This window comes from Pseudomonas sp. DVZ6, from assembly GCF_024259445.1.
Classification (GTDB): Bacteria; Pseudomonadota; Gammaproteobacteria; order Pseudomonadales; family Pseudomonadaceae; genus Aquipseudomonas; species Aquipseudomonas peradeniyensis.
Genome location: NZ_JANCLM010000026.1, coordinates 76,815 through 90,221, shown reverse-complemented (window position 1 = coordinate 90,221; position 13,407 = coordinate 76,815). Strand labels below are relative to the sequence as shown.

General features: G+C 63.5%; 10 protein-coding genes. 4 read left to right on the top strand and 6 right to left on the bottom strand.

Going from position 1 to position 13,407, the window contains the following annotated elements; translation table 11 throughout:
* Nucleotides 1-183, top strand: a 183-nt coding sequence (locus tag NMG10_RS16295; RefSeq protein ID WP_254464717.1) for a hypothetical protein, incomplete at its 5' end; no start/stop codon positions are given.
* 151 nt (nucleotides 184-334) lie between these two features.
* Here the strand turns inward: NMG10_RS16295 and NMG10_RS16290 are convergent.
* The 4 genes from NMG10_RS16290 to NMG10_RS16275 all read right to left on the bottom strand — a co-directional run bounded on the left by NMG10_RS16290 (nucleotide 335) and on the right by NMG10_RS16275 (nucleotide 5,670).
* Nucleotides 335-1,309, bottom strand: coding sequence for a PDR/VanB family oxidoreductase (locus NMG10_RS16290; protein WP_254464716.1), 975 nt, complete (start codon nucleotides 1,307-1,309; stop codon nucleotides 335-337).
* 57 nt (nucleotides 1,310-1,366) lie between these two features.
* Nucleotides 1,367-2,488 carry an aromatic ring-hydroxylating dioxygenase subunit alpha gene (locus NMG10_RS16285; RefSeq protein ID WP_050706148.1) on the bottom strand — a complete coding sequence of 374 codons (1,122 nt, stop codon included), beginning with the start codon at nucleotides 2,486-2,488 and terminating at the stop codon, nucleotides 1,367-1,369.
* A 209-nt stretch (nucleotides 2,489-2,697) separates the two neighbouring features.
* A complete protein-coding gene (locus NMG10_RS16280; protein WP_198744704.1) occupies nucleotides 2,698-4,296 on the bottom strand; it encodes a BCCT family transporter in 1,599 nt (532 codons plus the stop codon).
* A gap of 282 nt (nucleotides 4,297-4,578) precedes the next feature.
* A complete protein-coding gene (locus tag NMG10_RS16275; protein ID WP_234562408.1) occupies nucleotides 4,579-5,670 on the bottom strand; it encodes a tartrate dehydrogenase in 1,092 nt (363 codons plus the stop codon).
* A 94-nt stretch (nucleotides 5,671-5,764) separates the two neighbouring features.
* On the opposite strand from NMG10_RS16275, the gene NMG10_RS16270 reads away from it, so the two are divergent.
* Complete coding sequence (locus tag NMG10_RS16270; RefSeq protein WP_203647171.1) at nucleotides 5,765-6,676, top strand: LysR substrate-binding domain-containing protein; 912 nt, start codon at nucleotides 5,765-5,767, stop codon at nucleotides 6,674-6,676.
* A 60-nt stretch (nucleotides 6,677-6,736) separates the two neighbouring features.
* On the opposite strand, the gene NMG10_RS16265 is transcribed toward NMG10_RS16270, so the two are convergent.
* Together NMG10_RS16265 and NMG10_RS16260 are read right to left on the bottom strand one after the other, a co-directional pair.
* The gene (locus NMG10_RS16265) at nucleotides 6,737-8,644 is read right to left on the bottom strand and encodes a hypothetical protein (RefSeq protein WP_254464715.1); all 1,908 of its coding nucleotides are present in this window, start codon (nucleotides 8,642-8,644) and stop codon (nucleotides 6,737-6,739) included.
* A 93-nt stretch (nucleotides 8,645-8,737) separates the two neighbouring features.
* A complete protein-coding gene (locus NMG10_RS16260; RefSeq protein ID WP_254464714.1) occupies nucleotides 8,738-10,111 on the bottom strand; it encodes an MFS transporter in 1,374 nt (457 codons plus the stop codon).
* Between the two features lie 504 nt (nucleotides 10,112-10,615).
* On the opposite strand from NMG10_RS16260, the gene quiC reads away from it, so the two are divergent.
* Together quiC and NMG10_RS16250 are read left to right on the top strand one after the other, a co-directional pair.
* The gene (gene quiC / locus NMG10_RS16255; RefSeq protein WP_232857437.1) at nucleotides 10,616-12,508 is read left to right on the top strand and encodes a 3-dehydroshikimate dehydratase QuiC; all 1,893 of its coding nucleotides are present in this window, start codon (nucleotides 10,616-10,618) and stop codon (nucleotides 12,506-12,508) included.
* Between the two features lie 211 nt (nucleotides 12,509-12,719).
* Nucleotides 12,720-13,382 (top strand): TetR/AcrR family transcriptional regulator, encoded by a 663-nt coding sequence (locus tag NMG10_RS16250; RefSeq protein WP_203647163.1) that lies wholly within the window; start codon nucleotides 12,720-12,722, stop codon nucleotides 13,380-13,382.
* The last annotated feature ends 25 nt before the right edge of the window (nucleotides 13,383-13,407 follow it).

The window sequence follows — 13,407 nt, the reverse complement described above, 5'->3', positions numbered from 1 at the left end:
GCAGTCGTGCTGGATGGCCGGTTTGTCGAGCTGATGGCCGAGAGCCTCGTCGGGGCTGTTGATTACCTGCTGAAGTGTTCCGGGGGAATTTCGCATAAGGTCCTCGCTGGCAATGGCCGTACCGTCGTGCAGGCCCATGGCTGGCTGTTGCAGCCAGCCACGGGCGACGTTACGCAGACCTGAAACACTAGCGAGGAACGGATTCTGGGTGGTCGACAGGGCTTCCCAAATCCGCGTAGGACGTTTCTCTGATTTTCCTTTTCAGCGCTTATTGGCACTATTCAGTTACATCTCACCGGCGAATCCGCGCGGGCAGGCGATCCGCCGCCAAGGTTCAGAGATCCAGCACCAACCGCGCCGAGCGCGCCCGCGAGACGCACAGCATCATGGTCTGCTGCGAGGCTTTCTCCTCGTCGCTCAGGTACTGGTCGAAATGCTCGGCTTCGCCTTCGAGGATCGCCGTCTCGCAGGTGCCGCACACGCCTTCGCGGCACAGGCACTCGACCTTGGCGGCCTTGGATTTCTCGATGGCCTGGAGAATGGTCATGCCTTGCTCGACTTCCAGTTCAGTGCCGGAGCGCGCCAGTACCACGGTGAACGCCGAGCCTGCGGCCGGCGCGGCGGCGGCGAACTGTTCCCAATGCACGCGGGGCTCGGCGATGCCGGCGGCGGCGGCGCTGGCGATCACCGCGTCGATCAGCGGCTTGGGCCCGCACACATAGAGATGGGCGTCATCGGCCAGCCCCGCGCACAGCGCGGCGAGGTCGAGCTTGCGCTCCAGGCTGTCGATATAGAAGCGGGTGTTGCCAGCATGCGGGCCTTGCGCCAGGTCGCCCTGGAAGGCGCCGTGCTCGGGGGCGCGGAAGGCGTAGTGCAGCTCGTAGGGGGTAGTGCTGCCTTCGAGCTCGTGCAACTGCGCCAGGAACGGGGTGATGCCGATGCCGCCGGCGATCAGCACGTGACGTCCCGCCTTGGGGTCGAGGGCGAACAGGTTGTTGGGGGTGGAAATGGTCAGCTCGCTGCCCACCTCGACCTGCTGGTGCATGAACGCCGAACCGCCCTTGGACTGCTCCTCCAGGCGCACGCCGATCTGGTAGCTGTGCAACTGGCGCGGGTCGCTCATCAGCGAGTAGGCATTGCTGAACTGGCTGCCGCAGGCCGACTGCATCTGCACGATAACGTGGCTGCCGCCGCTGAAGGCGGGCAGGGCGGCGCCGTCGGCGCGGGCCAGGGTGAAGCGCTTGATCTGCGGCGTGGCCTGTTCCACGTCGGTCACGCGCACCTTGAACATTTCGTATTGCTTGGCCATGGCGTACCTCGACAACGAAGCCCCGCGCCAGGCCCTGGCGCGGGGCGGGGAGCGTGTTCAGTCGTCCAGGTGGGCGACGGCGATCAGGTTGTGGAAGTGGGCGATGCCGTGCTCGCTCACGCCGCTGCGCTGCGAATCGACCATGATCCGGCCCTGGCCGCGGTAGCCGCGGGACTTCAGGCCCTTCTGCACGCTCTCGACCAGGCGCAGGTCCTCGGGACGGAACACCTCGCGGTACCAGTCGATCAGCTTGTGCTGCTCCTCGCTGAGGTCCTTGTTGAGGAAGTAGATGTCGTAGTGCTGCAGGGTGGTTTCGGCATCGACCGGGAACTCGTAGATCACGGTCATGAAGTTGGCCCCTGGCGGTACGTTGAACATGGTGCACGGCCAGGCCCAGAAGCCGGCGAAGGACGGATCCTTGACCGTTTCATCGAACTTGAACGACTGCTCCGACGGCTTGGCCAGGCCGTACTGCAAGGTCCAGTTGCCGTGCAGGCTATGGCTGTACTGGCCGACGTCCACCGAGTCGGAGAAGCCGGGGTGGGCCGGGGCGCAGTGGTAGCACTCGAGGTAGTTGTCGACGATCGACTTCCAGTTGGCCGGGGTGTCGCTGACGAAGCGTGCGGCCAGGTGCAGGTCGTCGATCACCGCGCAGGCCTCGCGCATGCGTTTTTGCATGCCGGGCAGCTGGTCTTCGACGGAACCGGCGTCGTTGTCCATGTTGATGAAGATGAAGCCGGCGTACTCTTCGACGCGCAGCTGCACCAGGGTGGAGTTGTCCTTGTCGAAGTTGGCCACGTTCTCGCAGTTGCGCGCGTGGGCCAGTTCGCCGTCGAGCTTGAAGGTCCAGGCGTGGTACGGGCAGGTGATGACGTTCTTGGCCTTGCCGCTGCCTTCGAGCAGCTGGTGGCCGCGGTGCGGGCAGACGTTGTAGAACGCGCGCAGCACGTCGTCGCGGCCACGCACGACGATGATGCTCTCACCGATCACCTGGCGGGTGATGTAGGCGTTTTTTTCGGCGACTTCGCTGCGGTGGCCGACGCAGATCCAGCTGCGGGCGAAGATCGCTTCCTTCTCGTGCTCGAAGACGGCGGCCTGGGTGTAGAACTTTGCCGGGAGGGTGAAGGCCTCTTCGGGGTTGGCGCAGAAGTCGGCGGGCAGGCGTTTGAAATCGTTCATGGCTCTATCTCTGTTCTTATTGGTTAACGCGTATCTGGTGGTTAACAAGCTGGGTAAATTTTTTTGTACTGCTGCGTGACGCTGCTTCCTGTAGGAGCGGCCTTGTGCCGCGAAAGGGCTGCGCAGCAGCCCCTGCTAATCCGAGGTAGACCCCAGATCCTGGGGGCCGCTTCGCGCCCCTTTCGCGGCACAAGGCCGCTCCTACATGGTCAGTGCACCGCCGCTGCGCTGCGCGGCGCCTGCTGCTGCGGCTCTTCGCCGGCCAGGCGGGTGGCCTCTTCCTCGATGCGGTACGCCGGCACCTGGCCGTAGTCGGCCGCCAGCCACTTGAAGAAGCCGTAGATCTTCACCAGCAGGATCACCATGAACGGGATCGCGGTGAGCACCACGGCGGTCTTCATGGTCGACAGCGAGGCCTTGGCGAACAGCATGGCCAGCGGCACCAGGGTCAGTACCACGCACCAGAACAGACGCAGGGTCGGGCTCGGGTCCTCGCCCTCGCGCAGGTTGCGGGTGCTGGTGGCGGCCACGGCGTAGGCGGCGGCGTCCATGTGCGAGGCGCAGAACACCGCCATGATGAACAGGTACGCGGCGAGGAACAGCGTGCCCCATGGCAGGGCCAGCAAGAGATCGGTCACCGCCGCTTCGCCACCGAGGGTGCCGAGCAGCTTGGGCACGTCGATCTGGCCGTTGATGAACTGGTGCATGCTGTAGCTTTCCAGCGCGCCGAAGAAGAACCAGCAACCGAAGCTGCCGCCCAGCAGCAGGGCGAACACCACTTCCTTGATCAGCCGGCCACGCGAGACGCGGGCGACGAACATGGCCACGCCCGGCGCGTAGGACACCCACCACAGCCAGTAGAACACCGTCCAGTTGCGGGTGAAGGCGCCATCGCCGGCCGGGTCGGTGAACAGGCTCATCTGCACGTAATGTTGCAGCATCAGGCCGATGGAATTGGCGGTGTTGTTCAGGGTGAACTGGGTCGGGCCGACCAGCAGGACGATGGCGGCGAACACCAGGGCGCCGATGCAGACCATCTTCGACAGGCGCTGCAGGCCGCCGTCGATGCCGATGTACGAACTCAGCGAGAACAGCAGCGCCACCGCGCCGATCACCAGCAGTTGCACGGTGAAGGTGTTGGGGGTGCCGGCCAGGTCGGCAAGGCCACGGGTCAGGGTCGAGGCGGTGAGCGCCAGCGACACGGTCAGCGCGCCCATCATGGTCAGCAGGAAGATCAGGTCGACGGCGCGCCCGACGGGGCCGGTGGCCTTGAAGCCGGTGACCGCCTCGATGATCGAGGCCAGGTTCAGGCCGCTCTTCTTGCGCACATGGAAGTGATAGGCCATGGCCAGCGAGGCCAGGGCGTAGATCGACCAGGCGCTGATGCCCCAGTGGAAGAACGAGTAGCTGACGCTGTACTCCAGGGCCTTGGCCGACATCGGCGCGATGTTCAGGCCCGGGGTCTGGTAGTAGTAGGCCCACTCCATCACGCCCCAGTACAGGGTCGAGGAACCCATGCCGGCGCAGATGAACATGAACACCCAGGTGGTGGTGGAGTACTCCGGCTTGCCGGCGCCCAGGCGGATGTTGCCGTACTTGCTGAAGGCCAGGTACAGCACGGCCAGGGAACTGCCGAACACCAGGACCTGGACGCTGGTGCCGAAGGTGCGGGTGGCCACCTCGAACAGCTGGTTGGCCAGGCTTTCGGCCTGGGCGGGGAAGGCAGCAAGGCCGATCACGGTGAGCAGCACGGCCAACAGGCTCACGGCGATCAGGAACACGTCGATCTTTTTGTTATTGGGGGACATCAATTGTCTCCTGGAGCATTTTTTTTGTAGTAGGCGTCAGGCGTTGGGGAAGTCCGTATCGAGGCTGGGTTTTCCTTTCTGTTAACCGATGGATAACAAGTATCTTTTGGTTTACAGATTCTGCATTGAATCGAAGTGGGTGGCAATAGGATCGTCGGACAATCCGGATGGTTGGGTGTTGTCTGGGCTGGCGCTATCGCGGGGCAAGCCCGCTCCCACGCACGGAAAGACGCATTGCTTCTTTGTAGGAGCGGGCTTGCCCCGCGATGACCTGACGCCGACTCAGGCCCCGAGCAGCTCGGCAATGGCCTTGCCCACTTCCTGGGTCGAGCGGCTGCCGCCCATGTCGCGGGTGGTGTCGCCGTTGGCGATCACTGTCTCGATGGCCTTGAGGATGTCGTCATGGGCCGCCTGGTAGCGGGCGTCATTGTCGGCCTGGCCGAGGAACTCGAGCATCAGCGCGCCGGACCAGATCATCGCGATCGGGTTGGCAATGTTCTGGCCATGGATGTCCGGCGCCGAACCGTGCACCGGCTCGAACAGCGACGGGAACTTGCGCTCGGGGTTGAGGTTGGCCGACGGCGCGATGCCGATGGTGCCGGCGCAGGCCGGGCCGAGGTCCGAGAGGATGTCGCCGAACAGGTTGGAGGCCACCACCACGTCGAAGCGCTCCGGCTGCAGCACGAAACGGGCGCAGAGAATGTCGATGTGCTGCTTGTCCCAGCTGATCTCGGGGTAGTGGGCGGCCATGGCGGCGGTGCGCTCGTCCCAGTAGGGCATGCTCACGGCCATGCCGTTGGACTTGGTCGCCGAGGTGACGTGCTTGCGCTCGCGGGTCTGGGCCACGTCGAAGGCGTACTTGAGGATGCGGTCCACGCCACGGCGGGTGAACACCGACTCCTGCAGCACGAACTCGTTGTCGGTGCCTTCGAACATGCGCCCGCCCAGGGACGAATATTCACCTTCGGTGTTCTCGCGGATCACCACGAAGTCGATGTCGCCGGGCTGCTTGTTCGCCAGCGGGCAGGGCACGCCGGGGAACAGGCGTACCGGGCGGATGTTCACGTACTGGTCGAAATCGCGGCGGAATTTCAGCAGCGAACCCCACAGCGAGATATGGTCCGGGACCTTGTCCGGCCAGCCGACGGCGCCGAAGTACAGGGCGTCGAAGCCCTTGAGCTGGTCGAACCAGTCGTCGGGCATCATCTTGCCGTGGGCCAGGTAGTAGTCGCAGCTGGCCCACTCGAAGAACTCGAACTCAAGGTTCAGCCCGTGCTTGCGGGCGGCGGCCTCGACCACGCGCAGGCCTTCGGGGAGGACTTCGTTGCCGATGCCGTCACCGGGGATGGCGGCGATCTTGAAGGTCTTGGTCATGGGGCGCCTCTCGTGTTCAGGGAAGATGCGGCCATGCTATAAGGCTGTGCTTCGGAGATAATCCGGCAATCTATCAATTCTTGGTGCACGAATCGTGAATAATCTGCCGAACCTGGATGACCTCGATATCTTCCTGCAGGTGGCCCGTCGCGCCAGCTTTGCCGCGGTGGCCGACGAGCGCGGCATGTCGGCGGCGTTCGTCAGCAAGCGCATCCGCCTGTTGGAGGACAGCCTCGGCGTGCGCCTGCTACACCGCACCACCCGGCGGGTGACGGTGAGCGAGGAGGGCGAGCGGGTGTACCAGTGGGCGCAGCAGATCTTCGAGACCCTGCAACGCATGGGCGACGACCTCAACGCCGGCCAGCGCGAGCCGGTCGGGCAGTTGCGTATCGCCAGCAGCCTTGGCCTGGGCCGACGCTTCGTGGCGCCGGCGCTGTCGGAACTGGCGGCGCGCTATCCGCGCCTGGACATCCGCCTGGATGTGCACGACCGCCTGGTGGACTTGATCGCCGAAGGCGTCGACCTGGATATCCGCGTGGGTAACGTGATCGCCCCGCACCTGATCGCCAAGCCCCTGGCGCGCAACCGTCGGGTGTTGTGCGCGGCGCCTGCGTACCTGGCCGAGCATGGCACGCCGCGGGTGCTGGCGGACCTGGCCAGCCATGACTGCCTGGTGATCAAGGAGCGTGACCACCCGTTCGGGCTATGGCACCTGGAAGGGCCGCAGGGCGAGGAGAGCGTGCGGGTGACCGGCGGGCTGTCGAGCAACCATGGCGAGGTGGCGCACCAGTGGTGCCTGGACGGGCGTGGCATCCTGCTGCGCTCGTGGTGGGACGTGCACGACAGCATCGCCGAGGGGCGGCTGGTGCAGGTGCTGCCGGACTACCAGCAGGCGGCGGACATCTGGGCGGTGTACACCGCGCCCTTGGCCGGCTCGGCCAAGGTGCGGGTGGCGGTGGAGTTCTTTCGGCAGTATTTTACCGAGCGGTATCGGTTGCCTGATTGAAGGCAGGGAGCCGTGTAGCGACCCCACCGCCTTCAATGACTTGGCGGGTTCGAACTCCGTTTAATTGGGTGGAGAAATATTGAACCTGAAGCGGTGAACATTACCGTTCATGGCACCGCCTGTCTGAGTCCTCTCGATAGTGTTTGGAATACCGTTGGGGGAATCGAAGTCGGCTATCCCGAATTTACCGTATAGCTGACCTTTGAAATTCAATGTCCGGCTACGGTCTTCGTTATAGAACGTCCAATAGCTAGTGGGGGGGCTGCCTGCTGAATGCGAGAAGATTCGCGCTGAACGTGCCTTGCCGCCCGCGTCGTGAGGGCAGCCTACTTCTTCAGTGATCAGGTATTCGGCAAAGGAAGTGCTAAAGCCACACATCGGGCTTTTGAAGTTTTTCTCAGCAAACAGCAGGACAGCATTACCTCCATGCAGGGCATCTACAACGGCGCCATTCAGTGCTCCGCCTTTCTGCTCACGAATGTAGCCTGCGGGTACATCTTTTGAGTCGTCAATATTCTTGACCTCGACATCATCTGCACCTTCGGCGGTTCTCGTGTAGCACACATGACGTTCTCCTGGTCCGTCATAGAGGCAAAGGCGCTGTGCGATGCCGATATTGGTCAGCCAGAAGGACCGCACAGGTTGCTCATTGCACGCGCTGGAAATATTCACTGGTTGCCCGGAACGAATCTGAAGGTAGCATTTCTCTCCCTGGGAGTCCGTTTGTTCATATAACGACAGACTGAGTGCATTGAGCGGGCCGTAGAAACTGCTCACATACTCGGCCCTCTTGTCCTCAATGAACTGCGCCATGTCATGCAGCGCGTCCCCCATGGGCTTGCCCTGATATTCCACCCTGGGGTTGGAGAAGTTGGGCAGGGCGCCGTGGGCGGTGACCATCTGGGTATGGAACTCGGGGGCGGTCTCGCGTTTGTAGCCATGGTTGAGTGGATTGGTAGGCGCGGGGTCCCAGCCAACGGTGCCACCATAGTTCTGGCCAAGTACATGGGCCAGTGACGAAGGGCAACTGATGGCGCTGTACGCGGTCTCCTTGGTCGACCAGCTGTACGCGACCCCACAGGACTCGGTGAAGGTGCCATACAGCGAGACCAGGTGTGCGCCCAGCGCGCCGCGGTATTTCCAGACCATCTTGCCCAGCTCGGTGTCCTTGCTTTTCAGCTCGTTCAGGTCACTACCGTCGCCTTCGTAGTTGGAGTCGTAGATAGCGGCAAGGTAATAGATGACTTTGATCTTGCTATTGACGAAGTACTGGTTGGCATCCTGCAAGGCACCAATCAATTCTTCCTTATAGTTTGGCTTACTCTCGCGAACGGGCTTGGTTGATACCAGCAGCACATTTATCTCGTAGAAGTCAGGCCGTTTGGCGTTGTCGGACGGGGTGATCTTGTCAGTGGCGTCTGTGTCCCGTAACGGCCTGGCTTCCGCAGGCAGTTTCGACTCATCCACCTTGATCAGTGCGTGCTGGCCAGGGCCTATGTAGTCAAGACGATAGAGCTGCCCATCGACGATCAGCCTACCGACGACCTTGTCCTGTTGGCGTACAAGGGAAAGATAGTAGCGCGGATCGTAATCGATTTCGTTCTTCGCTTGGCTGGCGTGTTTTTTCTTCCACTCGGAGGCCTTGTAACCTACCCAACTGTCAAATCCGCTGGCCAGGGGCTTGGAGGGGCGCAAGTGGAACTCTACGGTTTTGCCATCAGGTGTCGAGACGGCGATAGCCTGAGTCTGTGGATTGACCAACTTCGCATCCACCTTGACCAGCTTGATCTCGACGTTGGCAGGTTCAGCTAACAACCTGGCCAGGTAACCTGTCGCGGTCTTCTTCAACTGGGCGGTATCCTGCCCGGTTTCTACAGTAAACAGTGGCGTGGCCGCTTGCGCGGAAATTACCGTGACCATCGCCAGTAATACCCCCGCCCACGCTGTTTTCCAATTGCGCACTTTCATCGGATTGCTCCTGTGGTTTAACCCTCGCCCACAGCAGAGCAGTTTGTGAAATACCAGTCACCTGGCAATAATGTCAGGTGACTGGCCGGGCCCTCAGTGGCTCATCACTTTCGCGGTGGCCTTGCGGCCGGATTCATAGACCTCGCGATCCATCGGCCGCGCCTGTGGGTTGCCCAGGTCTTCCATGGCCAGTCGATGGGTCTCCGGCGCCAGGTACGCGGCGAACGCGCACACGCAGGTGACCAGGAACGCCAGCCCGCCGACCACCAGCCAGATATGCTCCGAACCCGGTGGCGCCACGGCGGCGAACAGCGCCGGCAGCATGGCGGTGATCATGGTGCCGATGTTCTGCGCGATGGCCATGGCCGAGACGCGGTAGCGGGTGTGGAACAGCTCGGGGTAGAAGCTTGGGAACACCGCGTTGTAGCCCTGGTAGACCATGCCCCACATCAGGATCGAAGCGGTAAAGGCCAGCGGCACGTTCTGGATGCTGATCGCGTACAGGTAGGCGAAGGCCAGCAGGCCCGAGCCCAGGCAGCCGGCGATCATGGTCGGGCGACGGCCGATCCGATCGGACAGGTTGCCGACGAAGGGGATCACCAGCACCGCGACGATGTTGCCCACCACCGGGATCCACAGGTACACGCTCTTGTCGAAGCCGATGCCGTAGGCCGGCTGCACCGCGTAGGCCGCGCCGAAGATGGTGGCGACCACCGGAATCACGTTCATCAGCGCCATGAACATCACCAGCACCATGTGCTTCCAGCTGTGGCGGAAGGCTTCGCCGATCGGCGACTTGGCGACCTTGTCCTGTTTCTCCTCCTGGACGAAAGCCGGGGTCTCGTGCACTTCCTTGCGGATGATGAAACCGGCGATCAGCACTACCGCGCTCATCAGGAACGGGATGCGCCAGCCCCACTCGTTGAAGGCCTCGCTGGGCATGAAGTAGGCCAGCGGCAGGAACACCGCCGCCGCCATCACCTGGCCGGCCTGCACGCCTTGCAGGGTGTAGCTGGCGTAGTAGCCGCGGCGGCCGAACGGCGCGTGCTCCATGATCATCGAGCTGGCTCCGGAGATTTCGCCGGCCACGGCGAAGCCCTGGACCAGGCGCAGCACCACCAGCAGCGCCGGGGCCAGCAGGCCGATGTCGTGGTAGGTGGGCAGCAGGCCCACGGCCATGGTCGACAGGCCCATCAGGAACATGCACAGCAGCAGCACGTTCTTGCGCCCGCGAGTGTCGCCCCAGTGGCCGAGCACGCAGGCGCCGATCGGGCGCGCCAGGTAACCCACGCCGTAGGTGGCCAGCGAGGCGATGATGGCCATTTTCGGGTCGGCGGAGGGGAAGAAGATCTGCGGGAAGATCAGCGCCGCGGCCTGGGCGTAGATGAAGAAGTCGTAGTACTCGAGGGCAGAGCCGATCCATCCGCTGGCGGTGGCTTTCTTGGCTTGGGAGCTTGAGCGGGCCATGTTGTCTCCGTTGTTCTTGTCAGGGGCCGGATGGTCAGCGCGCGCGGGGCACGGCAACGGGGCTGTAGGGAGAAGACGAACGCGGCGGCGCGGATCGCAGGGCGAGCAAGGTATGCATAGGTCGGTACCCGTTTTCTTGAACTTATTATGTGGTGACGTTGGGCGTTGCAGCGCGTGGCCCGCCGAACGACCGGCGTGGCAGCGAGAAGGGCCGGCGGGGCCTGCGACTGGTGTTCATGGTTGTTCACGGGGGTGGGTGAATCAATTCGCCGGAACGGGTTTTGTTCGGTAATCGAACGAAAACTAACTGTTTCGTACAAAGTGCGTTGCCGGGGCGACTTTACCTGCGAATAATCGATCGTGCCAGACAGATGCTGTCGGGACTGGCCCTTTCGCGGGGCAAGCCCGCTCCTACAGGGAACAACGCAACACCTGTGGGAGCGGGCTTGCCCGCGAAAGGGCCGGACCTGCCCAGGCCTCCCTCAATAACAAGGAACACCCGCCATGCACCGTTCGATCGCCACCGTTTCCTTGAGCGGCACCCTGCCGGAAAAACTCGAAGCCATCGCCGCCGCGGGTTTCGACGGCGTCGAGATCTTCGAGAACGACCTGCTGTACTACGCCGGCAGCCCCCGCGAGATCCGCCAGCTTTGCGCGGACCTGGGGTTGGCGATCACCCTGTTCCAACCGTTTCGCGACTTTGAAGGCTGCCGCCGCGACCGCCTGCACAAGAACCTCGACCGCGCCGAGCGCAAGTTCGACCTGATGCAGGAGCTGGGCACCGACCTGGTGCTGGTGTGCAGCAACGTCCAGCCCGACGCCCTGGGCGATGAGCAACTGCTGGTGGACGACCTGCGCCTGCTCGCCGAGCACGCTGGTGACCGCGGCCTGCGCATCGGCTACGAGGCCTTGGCCTGGGGCCGCCACGTCAACACCTGGCAGCAGGTGTGGAGCCTGGTGCGCCAGGCGGATCATCCGGCGCTGGGGGTGATCCTCGACAGCTTCCACACCCTGTCGGTCAAGGGTGATCCCAGCGGCATCCGCGATATCCCTGGCGAGAAGATCTTCTTCGTGCAGATGGCCGACGCACCGATCCTGGCCATGGACGTGCTGGAGTGGAGTCGCCACTTCCGCTGCTTCCCGGGGCAGGGCGAGATGGACCTGGCGGGTTTCCTCGCGCCGATTCTGGCCACCGGCTATCGCGGTCCGCTGTCGCTGGAGATCTTCAACGACGGTTTCCGTGCGGCACCGCCCCGGCAGAATGCCGCCGACGGCTTGCGTTCGCTGCTGTATCTGGAGGAGAAGACTCGCCTTCAGCTGGAACGTGAGGCGCGGGCTGCCGAGCCTGGCGTGCTGTTCGCGCCGCCGCCCGCGAGCCGCTACGACGGTGTGGAGTTCCTTGAATTCGCCGTCGACGAGGCGGTAGGCGCGCGCCTGGGCGTGTGGCTCAAGCGCCTGGGCTTCGCCGAGGTCGGCGAACACCGCAGCAAGGCGGTGCGCCTGTTGCGCCAGGGCGATATCAATATCGTGCTCAACGCCGAGCCTTACTCGTTCGCCCACAACTTCTTCGAGGCCCATGGCCCGTCGTTGTGCGCCACGGCCCTGCGGGTGAACGACGGCCAGGCCGCGCTGCGGCGCGCCACCGCCTACCGTGGCCAGCCGTTCCGTGGCCTGGTCGGCCCCAATGAGCGCGAGATCCCGGCGGTGCGCGCCCCCGACGGCAGTCTGTTGTACCTGGTAGAGCCGGACAGCGATGGCCCGACCCTCTACGACACCGACTTCCACCTGGACCGGAACGCCCAGGCCAGCGGCGGGCTCAAGCGCATCGACCACATGGCCCTGGCGCTGCCGGCCGAGGCGCTGGACAGCTGGGTGCTGTTCTACAAGAGCCTGTTCGATTTCACCGCCGACGACGAGGTGGTGCTGCCCGACCCCTATGGCCTGGTCAAGAGCCGTGCCCTGCGCAGTCAGTGCGGCAGCCTGCGCCTGCCGTTGAACATTTCGGAGAACCGCAACACCGCCATCGCCCATGCCCTGGACAGTTATCGCGGCTCGGGCGTGCACCATGTCGCCTTCGACTGCGACGATATCTTCCGCGAGGTGGCCAGGGCCAAGGAGGCCGGCGTGCCGTTGCTGGAGATCCCGCTGAACTACTACGACGACCTGGCGGCGCGCTTCGACTTCGATGACGAGTTCCTCAGCGAGCTGGCGTACTACAACGTGCTGTACGACCGCGATGCCCAGGGCGGCGAGCTGTTCCATGTGTACACCGAACCGTTCGAGGGGCGCTTCTTCTTCGAGATCCTGCAGCGCAAGGGCGGTTACGCCGGGTATGGCGCGGCCAATGTGGCGGTGCGCCTGGCGGCGATGGCCAAGGCGCGCAAGTCGGTGCTGTAGCTGTAGGAGCGGCCTTGTGCCGCGAATGGGCTGCGTAGCAGCCCCAGGATTTCAGCGTTCAAGCAAGGATCGCCGGGGCCGCTTTGCGGCCCTTTCGCGGCACAAGGCCGCTCCTACAGGGACCGCGCACTCTCGCGCAACACCACGCTTCCCTGCATCGCCTGGCTCACGGATAATCGCCCGGATTCCTATAACGAGCCTGTGAGTCGGTATGAGTGATTCGGTAGCCAAGCCTGAAGTCGAAGGGCTGCGCAGATCGCGCAAGAACAACCCGGAAAAGACCCGCGAGAACATTCTCCAGGCCGCCATCACCGAGTTTGTCCAGCAGGGCCTGGCCGGCGCCCGGGTCGACGCCATCGCCGAGCGCACCGCCACCTCCAAGCGCATGATCTACTACTACTTCGGCAGCAAGGAGCAGCTCTACGTCGAATGCCTGGTCAAGCTCTACGGCGACATCCGCAAGACCGAGCACAGCCTGGACCTCGACTCGCTTGCGCCCGAGCAGGCGATCCAGCGCCTGGTGGAGTTCACCTTCGACCACCACGCCAACAACGTCGACTTCGTGCGCATCGTCTGCACCGAGAACATCCATTACGGCGAGTACGTCAAGCAGTCGCCGGTGATCCGCGAAATGAGCAGCATGGTGCTCGATGCGCTGGGCAAGATCCTCGCCCGTGGCGTGGAGCAGGGCGTGTTCCGCCCGGGGATCGAGGTGATCGACCTGCACATGCTGATGAGCTCTTTCTGCTTCTACCGGGTGTCGAACCGCCATACCTTCGGCGATATCTTCCAGATCGACCTGGCCGACGAACAGGTCAAGCAGCGTCACAAACAGGTGATCTGCGAAGCGGTGATGCGCTACATCAAGGCCTGACGGGCGATCGCGGGCAAGTCGACAG

Bases quoted from the DNA above. Each gene is read 5' to 3' on its own strand.
- NMG10_RS16290 (WP_254464716.1), bottom strand. From the start codon at position 1,309: ATGGCCAAGCAATACGAAATGTTCAAGGTGCGCGTGACCGACGTGGAA.
- NMG10_RS16285 (WP_050706148.1), bottom strand. From the start codon at position 2,488: ATGAACGATTTCAAACGCCTGCCCGCCGACTTCTGCGCCAACCCCGAA.
- NMG10_RS16280 (WP_198744704.1), bottom strand. From the start codon at position 4,296: ATGTCCCCCAATAACAAAAAGATCGACGTGTTCCTGATCGCCGTGAGC.
- NMG10_RS16275 (WP_234562408.1), bottom strand. From the start codon at position 5,670: ATGACCAAGACCTTCAAGATCGCCGCCATCCCCGGTGACGGCATCGGC.
- NMG10_RS16265 (WP_254464715.1), bottom strand. From the start codon at position 8,644: ATGAAAGTGCGCAATTGGAAAACAGCGTGGGCGGGGGTATTACTGGCG.
- NMG10_RS16260 (WP_254464714.1), bottom strand. From the start codon at position 10,111: ATGGCCCGCTCAAGCTCCCAAGCCAAGAAAGCCACCGCCAGCGGATGG.
- quiC (WP_232857437.1), top strand. From the start codon at position 10,616: ATGCACCGTTCGATCGCCACCGTTTCCTTGAGCGGCACCCTGCCGGAA.
- NMG10_RS16250 (WP_203647163.1), top strand. From the start codon at position 12,720: ATGAGTGATTCGGTAGCCAAGCCTGAAGTCGAAGGGCTGCGCAGATCG.